This window comes from Xanthobacteraceae bacterium (genome assembly GCA_019454205.1).
In the GTDB taxonomy this organism is placed as follows: Bacteria; Pseudomonadota; Alphaproteobacteria; order Rhizobiales; family Xanthobacteraceae.
Genome location: CP075369.1, coordinates 26,449 through 52,248, shown reverse-complemented (window position 1 = coordinate 52,248; position 25,800 = coordinate 26,449). Strand labels below are relative to the sequence as shown.

The following is a 25,800-nucleotide window of genomic DNA, read 5'->3' as shown; positions in this document are numbered from 1 at the left end:
AATGACCGCGCCCATCAAGCAGCACCTGATCGATCCCGCCGTTTGCATCCGTTGCAATACGTGCGAGGCGACCTGTCCGATCGGCGCGGTCACGCATGACGCGAACAACTATGTGGTGGACGTCACGAAGTGCAATTTCTGCATGGACTGCGTTTCGCCCTGCCCGACCGGCTCGATCAATCACTTCGTCAAGGTGAAGACGCCGTTCTCGCTGGACGAGCAGTTCTCGTGGTCTGACCTGCCGGAGATCGAGGAAATCCCCGACGCGGAAGGCCCCGCGATCTCGGTCGCGGAAGCGATCGACGACGAAGCGGCGGCGTTGCTCGACGACGCCCACAAGGGCGCGGGCGGCCAGATGAAGGCCCCGCTGTCGGCCAGCAAACCGCGCATCAACCTGTTCGGACGCCGCGCGCCGGCCGAAGCGAAAGTCACCGGCAACCTGAAACTGACCGGCGAAGGTGCCAGCGCCGACATCCATCACATTATATTGGACTTCGGGACGACTTCCTTCCCGGTGCTGGAAGGCCAGAGCATCGGCATCGTGCTTCCCGGTGCCGATGAGAACGGCCGGCCGCACAAGATGCGGCTCTATTCGGTCGCCTCTCCGCGCGACGGCGAACGACCGAACACCAACAACCTTTCGCTTACCGTGAAGCGCGTGATCGCGAAGCAGCCGGACGGGCGCGAGCACCGCGGCATCGCGTCGAATTACGTTTGCGATCTGAAGCGGGGCGACGCGGTGCGGATCGCAGGTCCGTTCGGCTCGACCTTCCTGATGCCGGACGATCCGGAATCGGATGTCATCATGATCTGTACTGGAACCGGCTCCGCGCCGTTTCGTGCCTTTACCGAGCGCCGCCGCCGCTCGATGCCGAATGCGAAGGGAAAACTGTATCTATTTTTCGGCGCACGCACGCCGGAGGAACTTCCCTACTTCGGACCCTTGCAAAAAGTGCCGAAGACGCTGCTCGATCAGGAACTCGTATTCTCGCGGCTTGCCGACCAGCCGAAAGAATACGTGCAGGACCGCATGAAAAAGCGCAGCGCCGATCTGGCCGCGCTGCTTCGCAAGGAAACCACGCACGTTTACCTGTGCGGACTGCGCGGCATGGAAACCGGCGTGGAGGAATCCTTTGCCTCAATTTGCCGCGAACACAAACTCGACTGGGCCTCGATCCGCATGAAGATGCGCGACGAAGGACGCTTTCACGTCGAGACGTACTGAGCTGCGGCGGACGCCACGAAGCAGCATTATTTTTATTTCAGTTCCGTTACGCGAAATACGCGCACAAACAGGTCAGCATTCCTTCCGCACAGCGGAGTGGATATTGCGTTGCATCATTCTCAATTCACCACAAACAGACTTGCGATGATTTCGTGCACTTTCGCCGCTTCGCATACGCGGCAAAGCTATTGACGAACACTTTGCATCTAAAGGAAAGTTTGCCCCGATGGCTTGAAACGAAGCCAGAGTGCAGGACGTCTCGCGGGCCGAAAGAGAAGAGCGTTCGAGTACGCAAGCCGAAATAAAAACGAACGCGAATCCGGCCCGGTTCGCCAGAGAATTTCCCGAGGGAGGAAACCCACATGAAGTGGCAAATGCCTAAAACACTGCTCGGACTTGCAGCCATCGGTCTGGCTGCCGGCGCGAGCATCTTCGCGATGCCGCAGAAATCGGATGCGCAAGGTGCGCCGGTTCGCATCGCGTATGTCGATCCGCTCTCCGGCCCGATGGCCGGCATCGGCGACACCGGCCTCAAGAACTTCCAGTACATTCTGGAAGAAATCAACGCCAAGGGCGGCGTACTCGGCGGCCGCAAACTCGAAATCGTTCCCTACGACAACAAGCTGAACGCGCAGGAAACCATCGTGCAGGTGCAGAAGGCCATCGACGATGGCATCCGCATCATCACGCAGGGCAACGGCACCGCGTTCGCCATCGCGATTTCGGAATTCGTGACCAAGTACAACGAACGTAACCCCGGCAAGGAAGTCGTCTACCTCAACTACGCCGCGGTCGATCCGATCCTCACCAATGCGAAGTGCAGCTACTGGCACTTCCGCTGGGATGCCAACACCGAGCAGAAGATGGCGGCGATCACCAACTTCCTGCAGAACCGCAAAGACGTGAAGAAGATGTACCTGATCAATCAGGACTACGCCTTCGGTCAGGGTGTGCGCGATCTCGCGGTGAAGATGCTGAAGGAAAAGCGTTCGGACATCGAAATCGTCGGCAACGAACTGCATCCGCTCGCCAAGGTCACCGACTTCTCGCCCTACATCGCCAAGATCAAGGCGTCGGGCGCGGACAGCGTGATCACCGGCAACTGGGGTTCCGATATGGCGCTGCTTGTGAAGGCAGCGGCTGACGCAGGCCTGCAGGTGAACTTCTTCACCTTCTATGCCGGCGGCACCGGCGGCCCGACCGCGATCAAGCAGGCCAACCTCTCCGACCGTGTCTATGCGGTAGGCGAAGGCTTCGCGAACATCGACCACAAGCCGGCCCATGCGTTCGAGAAGGGCCTGCGCGCGAAGTACGGCGTCAGCCTGTTCTATCCGCGTGGCGTCAACCAGATGCGCATGCTCGCCGCGGCGATCAACCAGGCGAAGTCGGACGACCCGAAGAAATTCGCGGCTGTCCTGCATGGCATGAAGTTCGAGGTGTTTAACGGCGGCGAAGGCACCATGCGCGCCGACGACCACCAGTTCATCCAGCCGCTCTACATGGCGAGCTTCGGACCGCTGAAAGCCGGTCAGGAATTCGACGAAGAGAAGACCGGCTGGGGCTGGACCATCGCGGGCAAGATCGACGCGAAGGACACCCTCGTCCCGACCACCTGCAAGATGAACAAGCCCTCCTGACGGGCTTCGATAAGGCGTCCGGCCGGAGCAATCCGGCCGGACGTCTATTTGCGTAACCTCGGTTCAGCAGGGGGAAACCGTGGCGACACTCGAATTCATCATCACATCGACGCTGAACAGCGTGCTGCTAGGGATGCTTTATTTCCTGATGGCGGCGGGCTTGACGCTCATCTTCAGCATGATGGGCGTGCTCAACTTCGCGCATGCGAGCTTCTATATGCTCGGCGCGTTTCTCGGTTATCAGATCAGCCAGTGGGCGGGCTTCTTTCCCGCGCTGTTCCTCGCGCCGCTGATTGCGGGCGCCATCGGTGCGCTGGTCGAGCGCTTCGGACTGCGCACGGTCCATAAATACGGCCACGTCGCTGAGCTGCTTTTCACCTTCGGTCTCGCCTATGTGATCGAGGAAGTCATCCAGATGATCTGGGGCAAGTTGCAGGTCGATTACCGCAAGCCAGAGATTCTCGATTTCAGCGCCTTCACCATTCTCGGCACGAACTATCCCGCGTTCCGCGTGTTCATGCTGGTGTTCTCGGTCCTGATCTTCATCGGATTGATGCTGATGCTGACGCGCACGCGCGCGGGCCTCATCATTCAGGCCTCGCTCACGCATCCCAATATGGTCGGCATGCTCGGACATAACGTGCCGCGCGTGTTCATGCTGGTATTCGGCCTCGGCACCGCGCTGGCAGCGGTCGCGGGCGCGCTGAACGGCGCCAACCAAGTAACGCAGGCGAACATGGCCGCGCTGCTCGGGCCGATCCTGTTCGTCATCGTAGTCGTCGGCGGACTCGGCTCGCTGTTGGGAGGGTTCGTGGCTTCGCTGCTGATTGCCTTCGTCGTGATCTTCGCGACCGGCTCGGATGCTTCGCTCTCGAAGATCGTGCCATGGCTGACCGGCGTGCAATTCCAGCCCGCGTCGCCGAGTCTCCTGAACGACGTCTGGACCGTGACCCTCGCACAGATCGCGCCACTGCTGCCTTATCTGATGCTGGTGCTGGTTCTCATCTTCCGGCCTACCGGCCTGTTCGGGACGCGTGACACATGAGCGACATGGCAAAGCCCGCGGCTCCGGCTTCCGCACAAAACACCGTGCCGGCCCTGCTCCAGACCCTCGGCATCTGGATTATCTTCGCGGCGATTCTTGCGTTCCTGCCGTTCGTATTTTCGGCAAACGCCGCGATCACCACGATGTGCCTCATGGGCATCCTGGTCGTATTCGCGCTCTCTTATAATATGCTGCTCGGCCAGACCGGCATGCTGTCGTTCGGCCATGCGGTCTATTACGGCCTCGCCGCCTTCGTGACCGCCAATGCCATCAAATACTATCTGGCAGGCGGCAACGTTTCGTTGCCCTTGATCGTGATCCCGGTCATCGGCGGTTTCGCCGGGCTGTTCTTCGGCATCGTGTTCGGCTCATTCTCGACCAAACGCGGCGGCACCGCATTCGCGATGATCTCGCTCGGACTGGCCGAACTGGTTTCCTCCAGTTCGCTGGTGCTGCGCAGCTTCTTCGGCGGCGAGGAAGGCGTCAGCTTCGACCGCACCAAGCTGGCGCCGCTGTTCGGCTACACCTTCGGGCCGCAGATTCAGGTCTACTACCTGATCGCGTTCTGGTGCTTCGTTTGCGTCGCGCTGATGTATGCGTTCACCCGCACGCCGCTGGGCCGCATGTGCAACGCGGTTCGCGAGAACCCTGAGCGCGTCGAATTCGTCGGATACAATCCGCAATTCGTCCGCTTCCTCGCCTTCTCCATCGCGGGATTTTTCGCAGGCGTTGCGGGTTCGCTCGCGGCGATCAACATCGAGATCGCGCAGGCGAGCTTCATGGGCGCGGCGCAATCCGGCCTTGTGCTGCTTGCGGCCTATATCGGCGGCGTCGGCTTCTTTGTCGGGCCGATCCTCGGCGCGATCCTGATCCAGTTGCTTTCGGTGAAGCTCAGCGATTTCACCGAAATCTGGCAGCTCTATTTCGGCATCCTGTTCATCACGGTCATCCTGTTCGCTCCGGGCGGACTGGCGGGACTGCTGATGATGCACGCCCCGCTATGGCGTGGTCCGATGGGTACGCGTTTCGCACGAATGGGCCGCCTGCTCGGCAGCTACCTGATCGCGCTCGTTCCCGCACTCGTCATGGTTATCGGCGCGTCGCTGCTGATTGAACTCATCCACCACGTCGCGCAGAAAAGCGCGGAAGGTCCGGCGATGCATTTCCTCCGCCTGCGCTGGCTGACGATCAATTCGCACTCGTTGTTGATCTGGGCGGGCGCTGTCGTCGCGCTGGTCGGCGGCTTCTTCGCTTTCCGCATGACGTGGCCGATCGTCCGCAAGGCATGGAACGACGCCGCGGCCGATGCACAACGGAGCGTGTCATGAACTCCGCCGTTGAACTGAAGAGCCTCGAAAAGCGCTTCGGAAAGACCGAGATCATCCGCGGCGTCAGCCTCGACGTGCGCGCCGGCGAACGTCACGCGGTGATCGGACCGAACGGCGCGGGCAAGTCGACGCTGTTCAACCTCATCAGCGGGCGACTGGTGCCGTCCGCGGGATCGATCCATCTGCGCGGCGAGAACATCACCGGACTACGGCCGTTCGAGATCAACCGCCGCGGCCTGTCGCGCAGCTTTCAGGTGACCAATATCTTCCCGCGCCTCAGCGTGTGGGAGAACGTGCGTTGCGCGGTGCTGTGGTCGAAGGGCTACAAGTATTCGTTCTGGCAGAACGTCGACAAACTCGCAGATGTGCGCGAACGCACGCAGGAAATCCTCGAGCAGATCAACATGGCCGACCGCCGCAACATTCCCGCTGGCGTGTTGACCTATGCCGAACAGCGCGCGCTGGAAATCGGCATCACCATCGCGGGCGGCGCGGACATCATCCTGCTCGACGAGCCGACCGCCGGCATGAGCCGCAGCGAGACCGAGCACGCGGTGGCATTGATCAAGAAAGTCAGCGAAGGCCGCACCCTCGTCATCATCGAGCACGACATGGGCGTGGTCTTCAATCTCGCGGACCGGATCTCGGTGCTGGTGTACGGCCAGATTATTGCGACCGATGAACCGGCGAAGATCAAATCGAACCAGAAAGTGCAAGAAGCGTATCTCGGAGCGGCCGGCCATGACTGATGCAATGCTCGAGGTCCGCGACCTCCACGCCTATTACGGCAAGAGCCACATTCTTCAGGGCGTGAACCTGAACGTGAAGGACGGCGAGATCGTCTCTATTCTCGGACGCAACGGCGTCGGCCGCTCGACCACACTGAAAGCGATCATGGGCGACGTGCAGCCGCACGGCTCGATCATGTTCAAGGGCAAGCAAATCGCCGGGCTAAAATCGTATCAGGTCGCTTATTGCGGCCTCGGCTACGTGCCGGAAGACCGCTCGATTTTCCCTGGCCTCACCGTCGAGCAGAATCTGATCCTCGGCGAGAAATCCGGGCGCAAGGCGCCGCGCTGGTCGATCGAGGATGTCTACAACCTGTTCCCGATCCTCCGCGAGCGCAAGGACACCGACGCCTCGGTGCTTTCCGGCGGCGAACAGCAGATGCTCACCGTATGCCGTACGCTGATGGGCGACCCCGACCTCATCATGGTCGACGAGCCGACCGAAGGTCTGTCGCCGCAAATGACGGAGCGCGTCGGCAACCTTTTGCAGAGCATCGCGGAGCGCAAAATTTCGATCCTGCTGGTGGAGCAGAAGCTCACCATCGCCATGCGCATCTCGCACCGCGTCTACGTCATGGGCCACGGCCATATCGTGTTCGAGGGAACGCCGGCGGACTTAGAGAAGAACGACGCCGTGCGCCGCGAGTGGCTCGAAGTCTGAAGCGATTTCGCGCGCGACAAATCCGTCGATTGGAGTAAAGTCCCGGCCGCAGGCGCGTTCCCATGGCCTTTGCGGAGACTTCAACGATGAAATTCGCGACCTTCAAGAAGAACGGCCATTCCGCAATCGGCATCGTCGATACCGCGCGCGGTGAGATTCTCGATCTCTCGATGGCGGGCGACGGCAACCCGGCATTCCGCGACATGCTCTCGCTGATCGAAGCGGGTGCTGGCGGCATTGCCGCAGCAAAAGCTGCCGCCGAAGCGTGGGACGCGAATGCTATCGTTGTGCTGAAGGATGCGAAGCTGCTCGCGCCCATTCCGGTGCCGCCGCAAATCCGCGACGCTTCCGTGTACGGCACCCATATCCGGCAAGCACCGCGCGGGATGCAGCGGCTTGCCGCGCGCAAACGCGGCGACGAAGCCGCGGCCGCGAAGATCGAGGCGGACGCGGAGGTGCCGCCGACTTACAAACAGATCCCGATCTATTACATAACCAACCGCTTCAGCGTGATCGGACCGGATGCGACCGTGACCTGGCCGCGCTACAGCGACACGATGGACTTCGAACTCGAACTCGGCATCTTCATCGGCAAGACCGGAAGCAACATCGCCAAGGAAAAAGCCGCCGACCACATCTTCGGCTACACCATCTTCAACGATTTCTCCGCGCGCGATCAGCAGATGAAAGAGATGCAGGCGCGCCTCGGCCCCGCAAAAGGCAAGAGCTTCGATACCGGCAACGCGGTCGGCCCGTGGATCGTGACGCCGGACGAACTCGGCGACCCGCAGAAACTGAACGTCGAGGTGCGCGTCAACGGCGAAAGCTGGTCGAAGAACACGACCGCCGGGATGCTGCACTCCTTCGAAGACATGATCGCCTACATTTCCACCGACGAGACGCTGCATGCCGGGGAACTGATCGGCTCCGGCACGGTCGGCAACTGCTGCGGCCTCGAACTCGACCGCTTCCTGAAGGACGGCGACACCGTGGAACTGGAAGTCGAAAAGATCGGCATTCTGCGCAATAAAGTGGTGCGCCCGAAGTAAACGCCTGTTTTTCAAGCAGTTACCGGGGCTGCGCGCGGCAGGCGATTTGACTTCCGCGCCGAAAAGGTTTTCCCCTCTCCCCGGATAGCGAAATGCTGAAAGATTTCCTGAAAACCCGCCTCGGCGGACTGTTCGGCGACGACGCGCGCAAGGTGATCCCGCGCCTCCTCACCACCGACGGCAAGCGCCACATCTGGGGCTACGGCTTCGCCTTCCTCCTGATGCTCGTGGTCGCGGGCACCACCGCGCTTCCCGCTTATCTGATGAAGGATGTGGTGAACCGCATCTTCGTCGACCAGAATTATATCGCGGTGTGGGCGCTCGGCGTGGCGCTGGCCGTGATCTTCATGGTGAAGGGCTTCGCCATGTGGGGCGTGGCGGTCGCGCTCGGCCGCGTGGGCAACCGCGTGATCGCGGATTACCAGCGCCGCGTCTACGACAACCTGCTGCAACAGGGATTGCCGTTCTTCGGCGCGCACCACACTTCCGATCTCATGCACCGCATCAACAGCGGTTCCTACGCGGCGCGCGGCATTCTCGACACGCTGATCTCCGGCATCGGCCGCGATCTCGTTTCGCTGATCCTGCTCGTCGTGGTGATGATCGTGCATGACCCGGTGATGGCGCTCGTCGGCGGCATCATCATGCCGGTCGCGGTGCTCGGCATCCGCAAGCTGATCAAGCGCTCGCGCTCGATCGTCGAACATCAGTTCTCAACGATCACCAACACCAACAGCCTGCTGATGGAGACGATCCAGGGCGCCAAGATCGTCAAGGCCTACAATCTCGAAGATCGCATGCGCGAGCGGATGCACGGCAGCATCGACCGTTACGAGCAGCTCACCAACAAGATGATCCGCGTGCAATCGCGCACCAGCCCGCTGATGGAAACGCTCGGCGGCCTCGCGGTCGCGGCGGTGGTCATGTATGCGGGTCACAAGGTGCTGGCCGGTAGCGCCAAGCCCGGCGAATTCTTCTCCGTCATCACCGCGCTGCTGCTCGCCTACGAACCGGCGAAGCGCCTCGCGAAGATGAACGTCGACCTCACCAGCAACCTCTATTTCGCGCGCTATATCCTCGAACTGATCGACGCGACACCTTCGGAGCGCGAAAGCGCGGACAAGCCGAAGCTCGAAGTCACGAACGGCCGCATCGAATTCAGGAACGTTAAGTTCTCGTATCGCGAGAACGAGCCGGTGCTGGAAGACATTTCCTTCGTCGCCGAGCCGGGCACGACCACGGCGCTGGTCGGCCTTTCCGGTGCGGGCAAGTCAACGATCATCAGCATGATCGAGCGCTTCTACGAGCCGACGGCGGGGGTCATCGCAATCGACGACACCGACATTGCTTCTGTATCGCTGCGCTCCTTGCGTGATTCCATCGCCTATGTCGGGCAGGATGCCTACATGTTCTCCGGCACGATCCGCGACAACATCGAGATCGGTAAGCCCGGCGCGAGCGACGAGGAAATCGCCGAAGCCGCGAAGGCGGCGTTCGCGCACGATTTCATCTCCGCGTTTCCGGGCGGCTATGCCATGAAAGTCGGCGAACAGGGTGGCTCGTTATCCGGCGGCGAGCGGGCGCGCGTGACGATCGCGCGCGCATTCCTGAAGAACTCGCCTATCCTGTTGCTCGACGAGCCGACGGCCGCACTCGACTCCGAGTCGGAACGTCATGTGCAGCGCGCGCTAAACCAGCTTCGCGCCTCGCGCACGACCATCGTGATCGCGCACCGGCTGCAAACCATCGTTTCGGCGGACAGGATTTGCGTCATCGAGAAGGGACGCATCGTGGAAACCGGCCGTCACGACGAGCTGATCGCCCGCCGCGGCCGCTATCATACGTTCTACGAAATGCAGTTCGGCAAGCAGGTGGCCGCGCTGGTCTCCTGACCGCGATCAGCCTTCCTTCTTGGCTTCGGTCTTTTTCTTCGGCTTCTTCTTCGGCTTCGGCTCGCTGTCATCCTTCGCCATGCAGCGGGTCAGGAATTTCTTGCGTTCCGCGCCGGTCAGCTTCTGCTCGTTCGCGCCGAACTCGCAGGTGCCCTTCTTTTCTTTTGCCGTCACCTGAGCCTGAGCCGAGAACTGCGGGCCGGAAGCAAACACAAGCCCGAGAATTCCGATCGCGGCCAGCAAAATCCGATACTTCATGGCGATCCCCCATCTACGCAAAACTACGACGGGCAGAAGAGACCACGGCCTTGCGCGGCAGGCAAGCGTTCGCGGGTTCCGGCATCAACCGGCGAGCGCTTTTACCTCCGGCGCGTTAACCAATGCCGCGTGCGCTTCTTCCTTGAGGGCATTTCCGATCAGCACGATGACCGGCCCTGCGTCTTGCGGCGAACCCATGCGGCCCGGCAGCGCGCGCAGGGTCGAGCGGATCGAGGCTTCGTTCTCGCGCGTCGCGTTACGAACCGCGATGGCCGGGGTTTCCGGGTCGAGGCCGGCGGCGATTGCGCGTTCGGAGAACTCGGCCAGCGTCCGCGAAGGCATGTAGATCGCCGTCACGGCCGAAGCATCGGCGATGCTGCGCCAGTCGAGATCGGCGGGAAGTTTTCCGTCCAGCGCATGGCCGGTGACATATTGCAGCCGCCGCGCAAGCCTGCGATGCGTCAGCGAAAGTTGCAGACGACTTGCCGCGCCCTGCGCGGCAGTGACGCCGGGCACGACTTCGATGGCGATGCCCGCCGCGCGGCAAGCTTCGATCTCCTCGCCCCCGCGACCGAAAATCATCGGGTCGCCGCCCTTAAGACGCACCACGCGTTTGCCTTTCAGCGCGAGCGAAACCATCAGCTTGTTGATGTCGTCCTGCTTGCAGGCGGGACCGCCGCCGGTTTTTCCGACCATCATCTTTTTCGCTTCGCGGCGGGCGAAATCGAGCACGCCTCCTGAGACAAGATCGTCAATGAGGATCACATCTGCGGATTGCAACGCGCGCACCGCGCGCAGCGTCAGCAACTCCGGGTCGCCAGGCCCCGCACCGACCAGCGTAACGGACCCTCGCTCGACGGCATCGCTTTCGTTCTGCAACTCGCGCAGCAGCGACTCGTAATCCGCCTGCCCCGGCACGTGCTCCGGCGCAGCAAGTGCGCGCGCGGTGAAAAGCTGCCAGAACCGGCGCCGCGCCGCGAACGAAAGTCCAGATGCAGCTTGCAACACGCCGCGCCAGCGCCGCGCAGCATCGGCCCATGACGCGAACCCCGCAGGCAGCATCGCCTCCAGCTTTGCGCGGATGGCCTGGCCGAATACGGGCGCGGCGCCATCCGTCGAAATGCCGATCACGAGCGGCGAACGGTTGACGATGGAGCCGAAAGCAAAATCGCAGAACGCGGGCTTGTCGATCACGTTCACCGGCACACCGGCCGCGCGTGCTCCCACCGCGAAACGTGCGGCGTCTTCGTCGGCCTTGAAGGTGCCGACCGCAATCGCCGCGTTCTCGAAGTCCTGTGCAATCCATGCGCGATGATGAATGTTGATCGCGTCGCCCGGCGCATCCTCTGCGAGCGCAAGAATGTCCGCGCCGGGCTTCGGTGCATACACATCGACCGCGGCACCGGCCGCAGAAAGCAATTCGATCTTCCACGCGGCGCCCATGCCTTCGGCTGCGACCAGCGCGCGCTTGCCTTCGAGCGCGAAGAAGACGGGTAGCCGCGCCAGCCGGCCCATGCGGCCGGGCTTTGCTTCAGACGGCTTCCGCGACGGGAGCAGATTTTGCATAGCTCAGGATCCTTTTCAGTTCCGGCTTGCAGGAACCGCAGTTGGTACCGGCACGGAGCGCCGCGCCGATCTCTTCGACCGTCGTTGCTTTTCCGGATTCGATGGCCGCGCAAATCCGGTTCAGGCCAACGCCGTAGCAAGCGCAGACCGTCGGCCCGTCACTCGCGAGACCCTCCGCGCTTTTTCCCGAAAGCAAAGTGCGGCGCATATCCGGATTTAGCGCCACGCGCGCGAGCGCGGCCTTCACCGAATCGGCGGCAGGCGTATCGGCGAACGGACCACTAAACAGACAGAATTCGAGACGGTTCCCGCGAAGCCCGGCAACGCGATAGACGCCGGCCGCTTCGTCGCAGAACTCGATGACCTCGCAATCCTTCGCGATTTGCTTCGCCGCGAATGTGCGCCAGAACCCCACGCTCTCGTTCGCGGCAAATATATAATGACTGCCATCCTCGACCGTCGCCCGCGACCACCACGCCTGCGCGGGCATCCGCACCATGCTTCGCGACACGACGAACCCTGCCTGCGAGAATGCGAGCGGCTCGATGGCGGCGGGCGTCGCTTTTGCTTCCGGCTGGCCGGACAAAGGATCGGTCGCAGGCGCGACCGCATTGCCAGTGCGCGCGGCAGACGTATTTTCCAGACTCCAGTGGATCGGCGCGAACAGCGAGCCGCGCGGCAATCCTTCGTCGAAGCGCACGCGATAGGCCGCCTCGCCCTGCCGTGAACGCACCAGCGCGATGCTTCCTTCCGCCAGCCCGATCCAGCGCGCATCGTCGGGATGAATCTCGACGAAAGGTTCGGCGCGGTGCTGCGCGAGGCGCACGCTTTGCCCGCTCCGCGTCATGGTGTGCCACTGGTCGCGGATGCGGCCGGTGTTCAGCACGAACGGATAGCTGCTGGAAACATCCTCACGCAGCGCAGGCTGTTCGGGTGCCACGAACTTTGCGCGCTGGTCTGCGGTATAGAAATGACCGTTGTCGAAAAAGCGCGGCGCGGATTTCTTCGTCCCCGCCCTCACTGGCCACAGCACCGGTTCGAGCGAATCATAAGCCTCGCCGGAAAGCGCCGCCAGCCCGCCAATGTCGAAGTCGCGCGAACCGCCGTTCTCGAATGCGGAGAGCGCGGCGTGCTCGCGGAAAATATCGGCCGCACAGGAGTAAGCGAAGGCTTCGCCGAAACCCATGCGCGCCGCGACTTCGCTCACGATCTTCCAGTCCGGTTTCGCCTCTCCCGGCAGGGGAAGAAAAGCGCGCTGCCGCGAGATGCGGCGTTCGGAATTCGTGACCGTGCCGTCCTTCTCGCCCCACGCCGCGGCAGGCAGCAACACATGCGCGCCACTCGCAATCGTGTCGTTAGAAAGCATGTTGTCGGAGACGACGAACAGTTCGAGCTTCTTCAGCGCCTCCGCCATCGCGCCCGAACGCGGCAACGACACCACCGGATTGGTCGCCATCACCCACAGCCCCTTGATCTCGCCGCGCTCGATGGCCTCGAACATCTGCACGGCCTTGAGGCCTTCGCGTTGCGCCATGCGCGGCGCGCGCCAGAAACGGCCAACGCGATCGATCTCCGCGGGCGTGAAATTCATATGCGCCGCGAGCTGGTTGGCGAGGCCGCCCACTTCGCGCCCGCCCATCGCATTGGGCTGACCCGTAAGCGAGAACGGACCCATGCCCGCGCGGCCGATGCGGCCGGTCGCGAGGTGGCAGTTGATGATCGCGTTCGCCTTGTCGGTGCCCTGCGCCGACTGGTTCACGCCCTGCGAATAACAGGTGACGGTGCGCTTGGTGGTGCGGAAGAGTTCGTAGAAGCGCAGCACGTCTTTCTTCGGCAGGCGCGTCAGCGCGGCGACGCGCTCCAGCGACGGCGCGATTTCGCGTGCGCGGGCAAGTGCCGCTTCGAAGCCGCTGGTGTGGGACGAAATAAAAGAGAAATCCAGCGTGTGCCTGTCGGCCAGTTCGGCGAGCAGGCCGGAAAACAGCACCGTGTCCATGCCGGGTGCGACGGGAAGAAACAGATCGGCTTCCTGCGCGGTCGCGGTGCGGCGCGGATCGATCACGACGAGCTTCGCGCCGCGCCGTTCGCGGTTTTCCGTCATGCGCCGGAACAATACGGGATGGCACCACGCCGCGTTCGAGCCGGTGAGGATGATCAGGTCGGCTTCGTCGAGGTCTTCATAAATCCCCGGCACCGTATCGGCACCGAAGGCGCGGCGATGCGCCGCCACGGAAGAAGACATGCACAGCCGCGAGTTCGTATCGACATTGGCGGAGCCGATGAAGCCCTTCATCAACTTGTTCGCGACGTAATAATCCTCGGTGAGCAACTGGCCGGAGAGATAGAACGCGACCGCATCCGGTCCGTGACGGGCGACGATTTCAGAGAACCCGTGCGCAACCGTATCCAGCGCAGTGCCCCAGCCGGTTCGCTCCAACGCACCGTTCCTGCGCAGCATCGGATGCAGCAGACGCCCGTCGAGACGCAAGGTCTCGCCAAGCGCAGTACCCTTCGAACACAACCTGCCGAAATTCGCCGGATGTTCGGGATCGCCGGAAATATCCGCGCCGCCTTTTCCATCGGCGCGCGCGAGTACGCCGCATCCCACGCCGCAATAAGGACAGGCGGTGCGCACCGAGGGGAGCATCGGCGCCTGCATGTTCATCAGTACACATCCGCCTGATAGCGGCCCGTTTTCTTCAGCGCGGCGATATATGCGACTGCGTCGTCGTTCGAGCGCTTGCCGTGCTGCGCCACGATTTCCACCAGCGCGCGCTCGACGTCTTTCGCCATGCGTTTGGCGTCGCCGCAGATATAGAAGTGCGCGCCCGCTTCCAGCCAAGCGAACAATTCCGCGCCTTCCTCGCGCATGCGATCCTGCACATAGATTTTTTCATTGCCGTCGCGCGACCATGCCAGCGTCAGGCGATTGAGCAGGCCTGCTTCCTGCATCCCGGCGAGTTCGTCCTTGTAGAAGAAATCGCAATCGCTGCGCTGGTGGCCGAAGAACAGCCAGTTCTTTCCCGGCGCTTTTATAGCCATGCGTTCTTGCAGGAAGGCGCGAAACGGCGCGACGCCGGTACCCGGCCCGACCATGATGACCGGCGTTTGCGGATTCTGCGGAAGACCGAAGTTGTGCGCGCGTTGCACATAGACGCGCAACGCGCCGCCGGTTTCGATGCCGTTCGCGAGAAACTCCGACGCAACGCCGCGACGCTCGCGGGCGCCAATCACGTAACGCACCAGATCGACGGTAAGGGATACCTTGTCCTTGCCGGCCTTCGGACTCGAAGAAATCGAATAGAGCCGCGGCTGTAGCGGCTCCAGCGCCTCCACGAACACTTCCGGGTCCGGCCGCACGCCTTCGAATTTCTTCAACGCAGCCAGCACGTCGAGGGTCGCGGCGTCGCCATCCGGGTCTTCTCCGGCGGCGAGCGCATTTGCTTTTTTCCGGCGCTCGCCCCCGACCAGCAGCGAGATCAGCTGAAACAGGGAATCCGGCGCGGGCGAAAGCGACACGTCCTTGCGCAACACTTCGCGGAACGTCTTCTCCCCGATCTTCGCATCGGGACGTGCGCCGGTCATGGCGATGATCGCATCGACGAGGCCCGGATGATTTTCCGGAAACACACCGAAAGAATCGCCGACGACATAATCGAGGCCGGTGCCGGAGAGATCGAACTCGATGTGATAGGTGCGCTTCTCCGATTTCTCGCCGTTCAGGAGATAGCGCGTGGAAAGTTTCGCGACCGCCGGGTTATCGCGCGAGCGGCCCGGATCACCCGCGGGGATCGCGAATTGCATAGTCGCCGCGTCCGCCGTTTTCTTCGGCGCTTCGCCACCGAATTCCTCGAACAGCTTTTTCAACATCCGGTTGGTTTCTTTTCCGCCCGGAACGCAGAGGTTCATCCGTTCTTCGGTTTTCAGAAACAGTGCGTTCGAATAATCCTCGCAGTTGTAACCGCATTGCCCGCAATCCTGCTGCGCCATCGCGGCCATCAGCTTGCGGCGGAACGGGCGGCTCTCGGCGAGCTTCATGCGCTCCGTGAGCGGCATGGTCTGGTCGTGCCAGGGCGCTTCGCCATCGTCCCCGTCATCGAGCGGGCCTGCGGGCGCGGCGGGAAGCAAATCCTTCGCCTGTGCCGGCGAAAGCGCAGTCACCTGATCGAGCGAAACCAGACCGGCGAAAAAGCCGTTCAGCCATGAACGCTGCTCGTCGGAGAACGGTGCGCTCTCCGGCACGATCTGCGGCAGAACAGGTTGTGCGGTCACGGTCATTCGGCCGCCTCCGCATCGAAGATGGAACGCAGCATATCGACTTCATGGCGTTTCGAGAACGCAAGGAAGGTTTCTTCGCCTTCGCGTTCCGCAAGATAGCCCTTCAGCATCTTTTCGATGGTGCGCGGGGCATCTTCGGCTTTCACGTCACGATAGATCTCGCGGCCGATGGCGGCTTCCCCGCCGAACCCGCCGCCGACATAGATGTGATAGCCCTCGACCGTGTCGCCTTCCGCGCCGGTTTCGACGCGCGCGCCGAGCAGGCCGATGTCGCCAATATAGTGCTGCGCGCAGGAATGATGGCAGCCGGTGAGGTGAATATTCACCGGACCATCGAGTTGCACCCGCGCTTCGCAATGTTTCGCGATGGCTTCGGCGTGGCCCTTGGTATCGGAAGCGGCGAAACGGCAGCCGGTATTGCCGGTGCAGGCGACAAGACCCGCGCGGATCGAGGTCGCCTTGACGGAAAGGCCGAGCGCTTCGATCGCGTGCTCCGCTTCCATGAGCTTCGCCTGCGGGATGCCGGAGAGCAGGAGGTTCTGCCACACGGTAAGGCGAATATCGCCGTCGCCCAGTTCGTTCGAGATTTTCGCCAGCCCGTGCATTTGCGCGGCCGTCATCTTGCCGAGCGGCAGCACGACGCCGAGCCAGTAGAGGCCCTTCTGCTTCTGCTCATGCGCGCCAATGTGCGCGAGGCGGTCGAACGGCAAGCGCGGCTTGATTGCTTCCTTCGGCACATGAACGAGTTTCGTGCCGAGCTTTTCCTCTACCGCCGCGAGATATTTCTCGAAGCCCCAGTCATCGAGCACGTATTTCAGCCGCGCCTTGTTGCGGTTGGTGCGGTCGCCGTGATCGATGAACACGCGCACGATGGCATCCGCGATCTTGCCGGCCTCGGAAGGCTTCACGATCACGCCGGTATCGCGCGCAAAATCCTTGTGGCCGGTGATGCCGCCGAGCGCGAGGCGGAACCACACGCCCGGCTCGACGCCGAAGCCGTCGCACACTTCGACCGCCTGAAACCCGATGTCGTTGGTGTCTTCCAGCACCGGAACGATACCTGCGCCGTCGAAGGCGACATTGAATTTGCGCGGCAGTCCGTAGAGGCCGCGATCGTTCAGGATGCGGTGATGCCATTCGCGCGCATAGGGCCGCGTATCCAGCAGTTCCTGCGGATCGATGCCCGCCGTCGGCGTGCCGGTGACATTGCGGATGTTGTCGGCGCCAGAGCCTTTGGTCGCGAGTCCGAGATCGACAATCTCCTCGATCAACGCGGGGCCATCGGCGGCAGGAATTTCGCGCACCTGCAAATTCGCGCGCGTCGTCACATGCGCGTAGCCGCCGCCACGGCGCTCCGCAATATCGGCGACGCCCGCGAACTGCCATGCTTTCAGAATGCCGTTCGCGATACGCAACCGGCACATGAAGGAATCCTGTGCAGGTGCGACGTAGAACAGGCCATGATATTTCCAGCGGAAGATGTCCTGTCCCTTGGGATAGTTTCCGTGCTCCGCCTGATCCTTCAGCCGCGCATAGGCGTCGAAGGCATTCTCATCGCGCTTTCCTTTTTCTTCGGCGGCGAGTTTCTTGCCTTCGGCTTCAAAGCGGGCTTGCGCCGCGAGATGCGCGGCGTCGGGACCGGATGGCGCGGCACTTCCGTTCTGTGCGCCGGTGCCCCTCGCCGCGCGCGCGGTTTGCAGTCCCGAAGCGAAGCCTTCGAGATAGCGTTTCTGGTCGGGGGTGAAATCGGCCGACATTACGCAGCCTCGCGCACGGCCAGCGCGCGGCCGAATGCCAGATCGTTGCGGAAGTGCGCGACGGATTCACCGGAGCGGATGAGATCGAGATACCAGAGGCTGTCCGCCGTATCGCCGAGCAGCACCGCGCCCGCGAGACGGCCGTTCTTCAGAACAAGACGCTTGTAAATTCCGGAAGACGGATCGGAGAGAACGATTTGCTCGCTATCCTCCCCGTCCCCTATCATCCCGGCCGAGAACACGCCGACGCCGGAGACTTTCAAGTTCGTCGAAAGCGTCGAGCCTTCATACAGCGTATCGCGGCCGGCAAGGCGTTCGGCCAGCACCCGCGCCTGCTCATAGGCCGGCTCGACCAGTCCGTAGCAAACACCACGATGCTCCGCGCATTCGCCGATGGCGAATACGTCCGCCGCGCTGGTTGCGAGGCTGTCGTTCACGACGATGCCGCGCGCTGTTTGCAAGCCCGCCGCTTTCGCCAACGCGATGCTAGGACGAACGCCGAGCGCCATGACGACAAGGCCCGTGTCGATCACGCGGCCGTCCTTCAGGCGCACGCCGGTCACGCGCGTATCGCCTTCGATGGCAGCGGTGTCGGCTTCTAGCAGCACTTCGATATTCTTCGACTCGACGGCCTTCTTCAGCAGTTCCGCGCCGTGCGGATCGAGCTGCCGCTCCATGAGATGCGGCATCAGGTGAAGCAGCGTGACCGTAATGCCATGCTTCGCGAGGCCGGTTGCGGCTTCGAGGCCGAGCAGTCCGCCGCCGATCACCACCGCACGGCGCGAACGCCACGCGGCGGAAGAAATTTTTTCCACGTCCGCGAGATCGCGGAACGTCATGACATTGGGAAGGCCTGCACCCGGAATATCGAGCCGGATCGCGTTCGAACCGGTCGCAAGCACCAGCTTGCCGTACGGCAGGACGTGCCCATCGCCGAGGCGCACCTCCTTCGTGGCGGTATCGATCGTTTGCGCGCCGCTGCCGTACAGCAGCGTCACGCCGCGGCTGCGCCACCACTCCGCGGATTTAAGTTCGATTTCCTCGTTGCTGACTTCGCCAGCCAGCAGGGAAGACAGCAGCACGCGGTTATAGGCGAGGCACGGCTCGGCGCCGATGACAGCAATGGCGTAGCGGCCGCGCGCACGCGCGTCGAGTTCCTCGACGAAACGCGCGGCGGCCATGCCATTGCCGATGACGACGAGAGGCTCGCTCACTTGCCGCCTCCTATTCCGCAGCTTCGGCTTTGCCGTAAGCTTCGCCGATCATGAATCCGGAGAGCGTGACGTAGGCTTCGGTCCACGCAGCCGCGGCATCGGGCGTCCACTTGTCGCCGAGGCCTTTTTCCAGCGTCCACAACAGCGCGGCGCCAACCGGCTCGTAATGCGACGCCTTCACGCCGTAAGAGACATGCTTCTTCGCCAGATTGCTTGCGGCAGGAAGTATGCTCGGCAGATCGCTCAGGCCCCGCACGACGACACCGAGCGTCGCCATCAGCTTGCGGCCCTGCTCCGCGATGTCGTTCTTGAAGAGCGGCTTCACTTCCGGCGCGATCTCGAACAGGCGGCCGTAAAAGAGCGCCGCCGCCTGCTCCGCAATCGGGGCGACATCCGCGAAGGTCTTCTGGACGAGTTCGACTTGTGCTGGCTTCATGCTTGCCTCCTGTGTGCGAACTAGAACCTCATGCTGCCTCGACGTAGCGGTGGCGCTCGTAGAGGAACTTGAGCACCGCGGCGCGGCACTTGATGTAGGCGGGATCGGAAACCAGCTCGAGACGCTTGCGCGGGCGCGCCAACGGCACTTCGAGCACCTCGCCGATCTTCGCGGCGGGACCGTTGGTCATCATCACGATGCGGTCCGAGAGCAGCACGGCCTCATCGACATCGTGCGTGATCATCATGACGGTGTTGCCGAGCTTCTGGTGGAGCGCCATCACCGAGTCCTGCAAATGCGCGCGGGTCAGCGCATCGAGCGCGCCGAACGGTTCGTCGAGCAGAAGGACCTTCGGCTCCATCGCCAGCGCGCGTGCGATGCCGACGCGCTGTTTCATGCCGCCGGAGATTTCAGCGGGGCGTTTGTCTTTCGCGTGCACCATCTGCACCAGATCGAGATTGTGCAGCGTCCATGCATCGCGTTCGGCACGCGACTTTGTCTTCGAGAACACCTTGTCCACCGCGAGCCGCACGTTGTCGTAAACGGTCAACCACGGCAGCAGCGAGTGGTTCTGGAAGACGACGGCGCGATCCGGCCCCGGCTCGTCGACCTGCCGCCCTTCGAGGATGACGCCGCCCTGCGTCGCATTGGTAAGCCCGGCGACGATGTTGAGCAGCGTGGACTTGCCGCAGCCGGAATGGCCGATGATCGAGACGTACTCCCCCTTCTCGATGTCGAGGGTGATGCCGCGCAACACATCGGTCGTCTGCGATCCGCGCTGGAAAGTTTTATCGACGTGATCGATCCTGAGATACATCGCCCGCTCCTATGCTTTTGCCGTGCCGCGCGTGACGAGGATGGCGACGCCGGCCACGATACGGTCGAGCACGAATCCGACGATGCCGACGTAAAGCAGCGCCAGAATGATTTCGCTGATGCGCGACGAGTTCCACGCATCCCAGATGAAGAAGCCGATACCGACGCCGCCGATCAGCATTTCCGCCGCCACGATCGCGAGCCAAGACAGACCGATGCCGATGCGAAGACCCGTGAAGATGTAGGGGGCCGCGGCGGGAACCATGATCTTGAAGAAGAATTCCCACTGATTGAGCCGCAGCACCTGCGCGACATTGCGATAATCCAGCGGGATGTTGCGGATGCCGACCGCAGTGTTGATGATGACCGGCCAGATCGCCGTGATGAAAATCACGAAGATCGCGGCTGGCTGTCCCTGCCGGAACGCCGCGAGCGAGAGCGGCAACCACGCGAGCGGAGGCACGGTGCGCAACACCTGAAAGATCGGATCGAGTCCGCGCATCGCCCAGGTCGACTGGCCGACCAGCGTACCAAGCGCGATGCCCGCAGCAGCGGCAAGCGAATAGCCCAAGGCCACGCGTTGCAGGCTCGCCGACATGTGCCAGAACAAGCCTTTATCAATGCCGCCGCGGTCGTAGAACGGATCGACGATCAGTTCCCAGGTGTCGGACAGCACGCGCGACGGAGGCGGCAGCGAAGCGCCGGGTTTATTGCAAAGAATTTCCCACAGCACGAGTGCAACACCGATAACGATTACCGGCGGGATTACGTTTGCTGCGATCCTCTGCGCATACCCGGCGGCACGCACGAGTGCCGGAGTCGGCTTGAGGGGCATCGTCAGCACTTTCGCCTGCGGTGTGGCGATGGCCGTCACGGTTTCATTCTTGCGAACCGGCATGTTCATTTTTTTGCTCCAATGAAAGAGAAACCGGGCCGCGCGCGGCAGCCCGGACTGCCGTTAACCGATGTCCACGCGCTTGATTGCCAGACTCTTCAGGTAAGCCTTCGGATCTTCCGGATCGAAGACCTTGCCGTCGAAGAAGGTTTCCTTGCCGCGCGAGGTCGAAGCCGGGATTTGCGCAGCCGGCACGTTCAGCGCCTTCGCCGCTTCCTTCCACAGATCCTCGCGGTTGACCTTCGCGATCAATCCCTTCGCGTCATAGCCCGGCTCGAACTTGCCCCAGCGGATGTCTTCCGTGATGAACCACAGGTCGTGGCTCTGGAACGGGTACGACGCGAAGTCGTCCCAGTAGCGCATGATGTGCGGCGACTTCTCGACGAGCTTCCCCGGCAGGCCGTAATCGAACTTGCCCTTGAAGCGGTCGATGATGTCGGCGGGCGGAACGTTGATCCAGGCGCGCTTCGCGGAAATGATGGCCGCTTCCTCGCGGTTCTCCATCTTCTCGCACCACTGCTGCGCCTCCATCACGGCCATCAGCAGCGCCTTGGTGGCGTTCGGGTACTTGTCGACGAACGACGCGCGCATGCCGAAGGATTTCTCCGGGTGCTTGTCCCAAAGTTCGCCGGTCGTGATCGCGGTGTAGCCGATCTGCTGGTTGATGAGCTGGTGATTCCACGGCTCGCATACGCAGAAGCAGTCCATGGTGCCGACCTTCATGTTGGCCACCATTTGCGCGGGCGGAACGACGATGGTTTCGATGTCCTTGTCGGGATCGATGCCGCCTGCCGCCAGCCAGTAACGGATCCAGAGATCGTGCGTGCCGCCGGGGAATGTCATCGCGGCCTTGATCGATTTGCCGGATGCCTTTTTCTTTTCGAGCGCAACCTTGAAGTTCTTGGTGTGAACGTCGACCTTGATGTCCTCGTATTCCTTCGCGACGGAAATGCACTGGCCGTTCAGGTTGAGGCGCGCGAGGATATACATCGGCGTCGGCACGTTGTTCTGCGTAACCTTGCCGGCCGTAATGAGATAGGGCATCGGCGTCAGGATGTGCGCGCCGTCGATGCCGTTGCCCTCGCCGCCCAGCACGAGGTTGTCGCGCGTCGCGCCCCATGAAGCCTGCTTCAGCACTTCGGTATCGGGCACGCCGTACTTCGCGAAGATGCCCTTCTCCTTCGCGACGAAAAGCGGCGCGGCATCGGTGAGCGCGATGAAGCCGAGCTTCGCCCCTTTCACTTCCGGTCCCGCGGCCTGCGCAAATGCACCGCCGGGAAACGCCAACCTAGCCGCAGCCAGCAGCGCGGCCGAACCCGCAGTGGTCTTCAGGAATTCGCGGCGGCTGGTGCCACGCTTTGCGATGGTCTTTCCGTTTTTCTTCATCACTCAAGTCCCCTCTGGTTTGTCGGACCGAAAACAAAAATCGCCGCGAACGGTCCCCGCGCGTTTGCGCAAGGCGTTCAGCGGCGTCGCTGTTTTCGGATTGCCGTCTTCGTCGGCGGCAGTATTCGAACTTGTCTAATTCAAGCGGCGTGCCAGCCGGTCCGGCAAGACGATTTATCCGTCAATACCAATGCGTTATTGCTCAAACGCGCAGCGGCGGAGAGTCAGTGTTCGCGCGGTTTTGTTGCTTGATCGCGAGTCATCTGCGCGAATCTTGTGCAACGCAGCGATGTCAAGAGCGCCGGATTTTCCATGGCGCGAGGTGACCTTCGATGTCGGCGGGATTGAATTCCGGGCCGTCGAACGCGCCGACGCCATCCTTCGGTTCGCTTGCCGGCGGCACGTCGCCGGGACCGAGGACCTCATCGTAGAGATCGGGCCGGAATACGTTACGCGCTTCGATCAGAAGATCGCGCGACATCGGCGCCTGACCCCAGCGTACCATTTGCGCGTAGAGCCACGCCGCCTGTATGCGATCTGGCCGCGCCGCGCCGCGGCGGCCGACCAGCAGATACCGGTCGCTGCTGCGATATTCGCCCTGCGGAGAAACTTTCAGGCGGCCGTCGAGCGTACGCCGCGAGATTTCCGGCGCGACGTTCAAGCGGTCCGGCGCGGAAAGAATCCGGCAGACCTCGTCGCGGTTCGCCTCCTCCTCAATGAAAGCCGCCGCCTTGCCGTGCGCACGAACCAGCGCATGAACCGCTTCCGGATTGTCGATCGCCCACTTCGCGCGCAGCGCCAGCACCTTCTCGGCGGCGCGCTGCAAAATCTCGGAGACGAAATGCAGGATATGCGCGATGCCGAGATCGACCGCGACCGAGTTCCAGGGCGCACCGACACAGAATGCATCGACGTGGCCGTTCTGGATGCTTTCCACCATGAACGGCGGCGGCAGCACCACCATCTGCACGTCTTCGTCGGGATCGACACCCGCGGACGCCATCCAGAAGCGAAGCTGGTAATTATGAGTCGAGAACGGGAAGGTCATGCCGAAATTGAGGGGCGGCGCGCCTTTCGCCTTGCGCTCGGCGACGATGGCGGCGAGCGCCTTCGCGGATACTTTGGGGTCCGTGACATCGCCTTCCGCCTTCTCCTGCAACGCCTTGTAGAGCGCGGTGGTGACCGTAATCGCGTTACCGTTCAGGCCAAGGTTGAACGGCGCAATCAACGGCACCCGGACATGACCGAGGCCGAGGCTGGTCGCAATCGCAACAGGCGCGAGCAGGTGCGCGGCGTCGAACAGGCCGATGTTGAGCTTGTCGCGCACGTTCGACCACGAAACCTCGCGGATCAGCTCGACGTCGAGGCCCTCCTCCTTCGCGAAGCCCTTGTCGATGGCGACGATCAGCGCGGCGGCGTCGGCCAGCGGAATGAAACCGATACGGAGCTTGCGAGAAAGGCTCATTTGAACAGCTCCGCTGCAGTAATGATGGACTGGGCGATGTCCGCGATTTTCTTCTTTTCGTTCTGGGCGGTTGCGCGGAGCAAGGCATAGGCTTCGTCTTCGGACAGGCCCTTGCGCTTCATCAGGATGCCCTTGGCGCGGTCGATGACCTTGCGCTCCTCCAGCGCGGACTTGGTCTGCTCCAGTTCGGTCGAGATGCGCGAGAAGGCGTTGAAGCGGGAAATCGAAATATCGAGGATGTGCTTGATGCGGTCTTTCTTCAGGCCATCCACGATGTAACTCGACACCCCGGCATCGACGGCGGCGGCGATGGATGCGCTATCGCTCTGATCGACGAACATCGCGACGGGACGCTTTACCGCACGGCTCATCTGGAACATCTGCTCCAACACGTCGCGGCTGGGATTTTCGAGATCAATCAGGATGACGTCGGGGTCGATTGCGTAAATGCGCGCAAGCAGATTTGCGGTATCGACGATATGAATGACATTGTTATGCCCGGCCTCGCGCAAACCCTCTTCGAGAATCGCCGCGCGTACGGGACTGTCGTCTACAATCACGATCTTGAGGCTGGCATCCAACTGCATGTTACGCCAGCAGGGAACAAGGCCTGCGCTCCGTCAACCCCGCAAAAGCTCGCATGACGAAAGCCTAAAGCGAGAGCCGTTGCCGCACATCGGTCGATTGCATCATGGCGCGGTCGCCGGAAAGAATGAATTGTCCGCGCTCCATCACCGCGAAGGTATCGGCAAGTTCGGCGGCGAAATCGAAATACTGCTCGACCAGCAGGATTGCGATGTCTCCGCGGTCGCGCAAATATTTGATGGCGTTGCCGATATCCTTGATGATCGAAGGCTGGATGCCTTCGGTCGGTTCGTCTAACACGATCAGTTTCGGGCGCATGGTGAGCGCGCGGCCGATCGCAAGCTGCTGCTGCTGGCCGCCGGAAAGATCGCCGCCACGCCGCCTTGTCATGGATTTGAGAACCGGAAACAGCGAATAGACGTCTTCCGGAATCGAGCGGTCGGCGCGCTTCAGCGGCGCAAAGCCGGTTTCCAGATTTTCTTCGACGGTCAGCAACGGGAATATCTCGCGCCCCTGCGGCACGAAGGCGATGCCCATGCGTGCGCGATCCGCCGGGCCGAGGGTTGTGATGTCCTTCCCCTCGAAACTAATTTTGCCGGTCGAGACCGGGTGCTGGCCGACGATGGCGCGCAGGAGCGAAGTCTTGCCGACGCCGTTGCGGCCCAGCACGCAGGCGACCTTGCCCGCTTCGACTTTCAGCGAAACGCCGCGCAGCGCCTGCGCAGCGCCGTAATAGAGTTCGATGCCGTTTACATCCAGCATGTCAGCGGCCCAGATACACTTCGATCACGCGCTCGTTCGCGGAGACCTGATCGAGCGTGCCTTCCGCGAGCACCGAGCCTTCGTGGAGACATGTCACGCGCACGCCGAGTTCGCGCACGAACACCATGTCGTGCTCGACCACGATCACGGTGCGCTCCTTGTTGATCTCTTTCAGCAGCTCCGCGGTCTGATGCGTTTCCGCGTCGGTCATGCCGGCGGCCGGTTCATCGACCAGCAACAGCTTTGGTTCCTGCGCGAGCAGCATGCCGATTTCCAGCCACTGCTTCTGGCCGTGCGAAAGCCCGCCCGCGAGCCGCTCGCGATGATCGCCTAGCCGAATGACGCCGAGCAGTTCCTCGATGCGCGCGGTCTCGCGCGTGCTTTCGCGAAAGAAAAGATTGCTCGCGGTATCGCGCGGGCCGGCCAGCGCCAGCACGATGTTGTCGTAGACGGTGTGATGCTCGAATACGGTCGGCTTCTGGAATTTACGCCCGATGCCGAGGGTTGCGATGTTGGCTTCGTCCAGCCGGGTCAGGTCGATGCTGCCACTTTCAAACAGCACGTCGCCACTGTCAGGCCGTGTCTTGCCGGTGATGACATCCATCATCGTGGTCTTGCCGGCGCCGTTCGGGCCGATGATCGCGCGCATTTCGCCCGGCTCGATCACCAGCGAAAGTTCATTCAGCGCGCGGAATCCGTCGAAGGCGACCGATACGCCATCGAGATAAAGCAATGCGGAGGTGATTTTCGACATGGG

The 25,800-nt window shown here is 62.2% G+C and carries 22 protein-coding genes; 8 read left to right on the top strand and 14 right to left on the bottom strand.

Annotated elements, in window-relative coordinates; all coding sequences use genetic code 11:
• Position 1: 1 nt before the first annotated feature.
• From boxA to KF794_00190, 8 genes are all read left to right on the top strand, one after another.
• Entirely contained in the window at positions 2-1,225 is a 1,224-nt protein-coding gene (gene boxA, locus KF794_00225) for a benzoyl-CoA 2,3-epoxidase subunit BoxA (GenBank protein QYK45185.1), read from the top strand.
• Positions 1,226-1,599: 374 nt separating this feature from the next.
• A complete protein-coding gene (locus KF794_00220; protein QYK46522.1) occupies positions 1,600-2,862 on the top strand; it encodes a branched-chain amino acid ABC transporter substrate-binding protein in 1,263 nt (420 codons plus the stop codon).
• A gap of 133 nt (positions 2,863-2,995) precedes the next feature.
• The gene (locus KF794_00215) at positions 2,996-3,907 is read left to right on the top strand and encodes a branched-chain amino acid ABC transporter permease (protein QYK46521.1); all 912 of its coding nucleotides are present in this window, start codon (positions 2,996-2,998) and stop codon (positions 3,905-3,907) included.
• Positions 3,904-5,235 (top strand): branched-chain amino acid ABC transporter permease, encoded by a 1,332-nt coding sequence (locus KF794_00210; protein QYK45184.1) that lies wholly within the window; start codon positions 3,904-3,906, stop codon positions 5,233-5,235. Before KF794_00215 ends, KF794_00210 begins: the two co-directional genes overlap by 4 nt.
• Positions 5,232-5,984 (top strand): ABC transporter ATP-binding protein, encoded by a 753-nt coding sequence (locus KF794_00205; protein ID QYK45183.1) that lies wholly within the window; start codon positions 5,232-5,234, stop codon positions 5,982-5,984. Before KF794_00210 ends, KF794_00205 begins: the two co-directional genes overlap by 4 nt.
• 4 nt (positions 5,985-5,988) lie before the next feature.
• On the top strand, positions 5,989-6,684 hold the full coding sequence (locus tag KF794_00200) for an ABC transporter ATP-binding protein (GenBank protein QYK46520.1): 696 nt from the start codon (positions 5,989-5,991) through the stop codon (positions 6,682-6,684).
• Positions 6,685-6,770: 86 nt separating this feature from the next.
• Positions 6,771-7,733, top strand: a complete 963-nt coding sequence (locus tag KF794_00195) for a fumarylacetoacetate hydrolase family protein (GenBank protein ID QYK45182.1) — start codon at positions 6,771-6,773, stop codon at positions 7,731-7,733.
• A 92-nt stretch (positions 7,734-7,825) separates the two neighbouring features.
• The gene (locus tag KF794_00190) at positions 7,826-9,625 is read left to right on the top strand and encodes an ABC transporter ATP-binding protein (protein ID QYK45181.1); all 1,800 of its coding nucleotides are present in this window, start codon (positions 7,826-7,828) and stop codon (positions 9,623-9,625) included.
• A 6-nt stretch (positions 9,626-9,631) separates the two neighbouring features.
• Here KF794_00190 and KF794_00185 read toward each other — a convergent pair whose 3' ends face one another.
• The 14 genes from KF794_00185 to urtD all read right to left on the bottom strand — a co-directional run bounded on the left by KF794_00185 (position 9,632) and on the right by urtD (position 25,797).
• Positions 9,632-9,883, bottom strand: a complete 252-nt coding sequence (locus tag KF794_00185) for a hypothetical protein (GenBank protein ID QYK45180.1) — start codon at positions 9,881-9,883, stop codon at positions 9,632-9,634.
• Positions 9,884-9,967: 84 nt separating this feature from the next.
• Positions 9,968-11,440, bottom strand: coding sequence for a siroheme synthase CysG (gene cysG / locus KF794_00180; protein ID QYK46519.1), 1,473 nt, complete (start codon positions 11,438-11,440; stop codon positions 9,968-9,970).
• Positions 11,415-14,114, bottom strand: coding sequence for a molybdopterin-dependent oxidoreductase (locus KF794_00175; protein ID QYK45179.1), 2,700 nt, complete (start codon positions 14,112-14,114; stop codon positions 11,415-11,417). The genes cysG and KF794_00175 overlap by 26 nt, the downstream gene beginning before the upstream one ends.
• The gene (locus KF794_00170) at positions 14,114-15,727 is read right to left on the bottom strand and encodes a sulfite reductase subunit alpha (protein ID QYK45178.1); all 1,614 of its coding nucleotides are present in this window, start codon (positions 15,725-15,727) and stop codon (positions 14,114-14,116) included. Before KF794_00170 ends, KF794_00175 begins: the two co-directional genes overlap by 1 nt.
• Positions 15,724-17,484 (bottom strand): NirA family protein, encoded by a 1,761-nt coding sequence (locus KF794_00165; GenBank protein QYK45177.1) that lies wholly within the window; start codon positions 17,482-17,484, stop codon positions 15,724-15,726. The genes KF794_00170 and KF794_00165 overlap by 4 nt, the downstream gene beginning before the upstream one ends.
• Entirely contained in the window at positions 17,484-18,698 is a 1,215-nt protein-coding gene (locus KF794_00160; GenBank protein ID QYK45176.1) for an NAD(P)/FAD-dependent oxidoreductase, read from the bottom strand. Before KF794_00160 ends, KF794_00165 begins: the two co-directional genes overlap by 1 nt.
• Before the next feature lie 10 nt (positions 18,699-18,708).
• Positions 18,709-19,134 (bottom strand): hemin receptor, encoded by a 426-nt coding sequence (locus tag KF794_00155; GenBank protein QYK45175.1) that lies wholly within the window; start codon positions 19,132-19,134, stop codon positions 18,709-18,711.
• Positions 19,135-19,162: 28 nt separating this feature from the next.
• The gene (locus tag KF794_00150) at positions 19,163-19,951 is read right to left on the bottom strand and encodes an ABC transporter ATP-binding protein (GenBank protein ID QYK45174.1); all 789 of its coding nucleotides are present in this window, start codon (positions 19,949-19,951) and stop codon (positions 19,163-19,165) included.
• Between the two features lie 9 nt (positions 19,952-19,960).
• Entirely contained in the window at positions 19,961-20,854 is an 894-nt protein-coding gene (ntrB, locus tag KF794_00145; protein ID QYK45173.1) for a nitrate ABC transporter permease, read from the bottom strand.
• Between the two features lie 54 nt (positions 20,855-20,908).
• Positions 20,909-22,231 carry an ABC transporter substrate-binding protein gene (locus KF794_00140; GenBank protein QYK45172.1) on the bottom strand — a complete coding sequence of 441 codons (1,323 nt, stop codon included), beginning with the start codon at positions 22,229-22,231 and terminating at the stop codon, positions 20,909-20,911.
• A gap of 292 nt (positions 22,232-22,523) precedes the next feature.
• Complete coding sequence (locus tag KF794_00135; protein QYK45171.1) at positions 22,524-23,696, bottom strand: ABC transporter substrate-binding protein; 1,173 nt, start codon at positions 23,694-23,696, stop codon at positions 22,524-22,526.
• Positions 23,693-24,283 carry an ANTAR domain-containing protein gene (locus KF794_00130; protein ID QYK45170.1) on the bottom strand — a complete coding sequence of 197 codons (591 nt, stop codon included), beginning with the start codon at positions 24,281-24,283 and terminating at the stop codon, positions 23,693-23,695. The genes KF794_00135 and KF794_00130 overlap by 4 nt, the downstream gene beginning before the upstream one ends.
• Before the next feature lie 64 nt (positions 24,284-24,347).
• The gene (urtE, locus tag KF794_00125; GenBank protein QYK45169.1) at positions 24,348-25,043 is read right to left on the bottom strand and encodes an urea ABC transporter ATP-binding subunit UrtE; all 696 of its coding nucleotides are present in this window, start codon (positions 25,041-25,043) and stop codon (positions 24,348-24,350) included.
• 1 nt (position 25,044) lies between these two features.
• Complete coding sequence (gene urtD, locus KF794_00120) at positions 25,045-25,797, bottom strand: urea ABC transporter ATP-binding protein UrtD (GenBank protein QYK45168.1); 753 nt, start codon at positions 25,795-25,797, stop codon at positions 25,045-25,047.
• Between the last annotated feature and the right edge of the window lie 3 nt (positions 25,798-25,800).

Excerpts from the sequence above, each read along its gene's own strand:
- urtE (QYK45169.1), bottom strand. The coding sequence starts at position 25,043 with ATGCTGGATGTAAACGGCATCGAACTCTATTACGGCGCTGCGCAGGCG.
- KF794_00165 (QYK45177.1), bottom strand. The coding sequence starts at position 17,484 with ATGTCGGCCGATTTCACCCCCGACCAGAAACGCTATCTCGAAGGCTTC.
- KF794_00200 (QYK46520.1), top strand. The coding sequence starts at position 5,989 with ATGCTCGAGGTCCGCGACCTCCACGCCTATTACGGCAAGAGCCACATT.
- KF794_00220 (QYK46522.1), top strand. The coding sequence starts at position 1,600 with ATGCCTAAAACACTGCTCGGACTTGCAGCCATCGGTCTGGCTGCCGGC.
- KF794_00130 (QYK45170.1), bottom strand. The coding sequence starts at position 24,283 with ATGCAGTTGGATGCCAGCCTCAAGATCGTGATTGTAGACGACAGTCCC.
- KF794_00150 (QYK45174.1), bottom strand. The coding sequence starts at position 19,951 with ATGTATCTCAGGATCGATCACGTCGATAAAACTTTCCAGCGCGGATCG.
- KF794_00215 (QYK46521.1), top strand. The coding sequence starts at position 2,996 with ATGCTTTATTTCCTGATGGCGGCGGGCTTGACGCTCATCTTCAGCATG.
- KF794_00205 (QYK45183.1), top strand. The coding sequence starts at position 5,232 with ATGAACTCCGCCGTTGAACTGAAGAGCCTCGAAAAGCGCTTCGGAAAG.
- KF794_00135 (QYK45171.1), bottom strand. The coding sequence starts at position 23,696 with ATGAGCCTTTCTCGCAAGCTCCGTATCGGTTTCATTCCGCTGGCCGAC.
- KF794_00195 (QYK45182.1), top strand. The coding sequence starts at position 6,771 with ATGAAATTCGCGACCTTCAAGAAGAACGGCCATTCCGCAATCGGCATC.
- urtD (QYK45168.1), bottom strand. The coding sequence starts at position 25,797 with ATGTCGAAAATCACCTCCGCATTGCTTTATCTCGATGGCGTATCGGTC.
- KF794_00155 (QYK45175.1), bottom strand. The coding sequence starts at position 19,134 with ATGAAGCCAGCACAAGTCGAACTCGTCCAGAAGACCTTCGCGGATGTC.
- boxA (QYK45185.1), top strand. The coding sequence starts at position 2 with ATGACCGCGCCCATCAAGCAGCACCTGATCGATCCCGCCGTTTGCATC.
- KF794_00190 (QYK45181.1), top strand. The coding sequence starts at position 7,826 with ATGCTGAAAGATTTCCTGAAAACCCGCCTCGGCGGACTGTTCGGCGAC.
- KF794_00140 (QYK45172.1), bottom strand. The coding sequence starts at position 22,231 with ATGAAGAAAAACGGAAAGACCATCGCAAAGCGTGGCACCAGCCGCCGC.
- KF794_00175 (QYK45179.1), bottom strand. The coding sequence starts at position 14,114 with ATGAACATGCAGGCGCCGATGCTCCCCTCGGTGCGCACCGCCTGTCCT.
- ntrB (QYK45173.1), bottom strand. The coding sequence starts at position 20,854 with ATGAACATGCCGGTTCGCAAGAATGAAACCGTGACGGCCATCGCCACA.
- KF794_00170 (QYK45178.1), bottom strand. The coding sequence starts at position 15,727 with ATGACCGTGACCGCACAACCTGTTCTGCCGCAGATCGTGCCGGAGAGC.
- KF794_00210 (QYK45184.1), top strand. The coding sequence starts at position 3,904 with ATGAGCGACATGGCAAAGCCCGCGGCTCCGGCTTCCGCACAAAACACC.
- KF794_00185 (QYK45180.1), bottom strand. The coding sequence starts at position 9,883 with ATGAAGTATCGGATTTTGCTGGCCGCGATCGGAATTCTCGGGCTTGTG.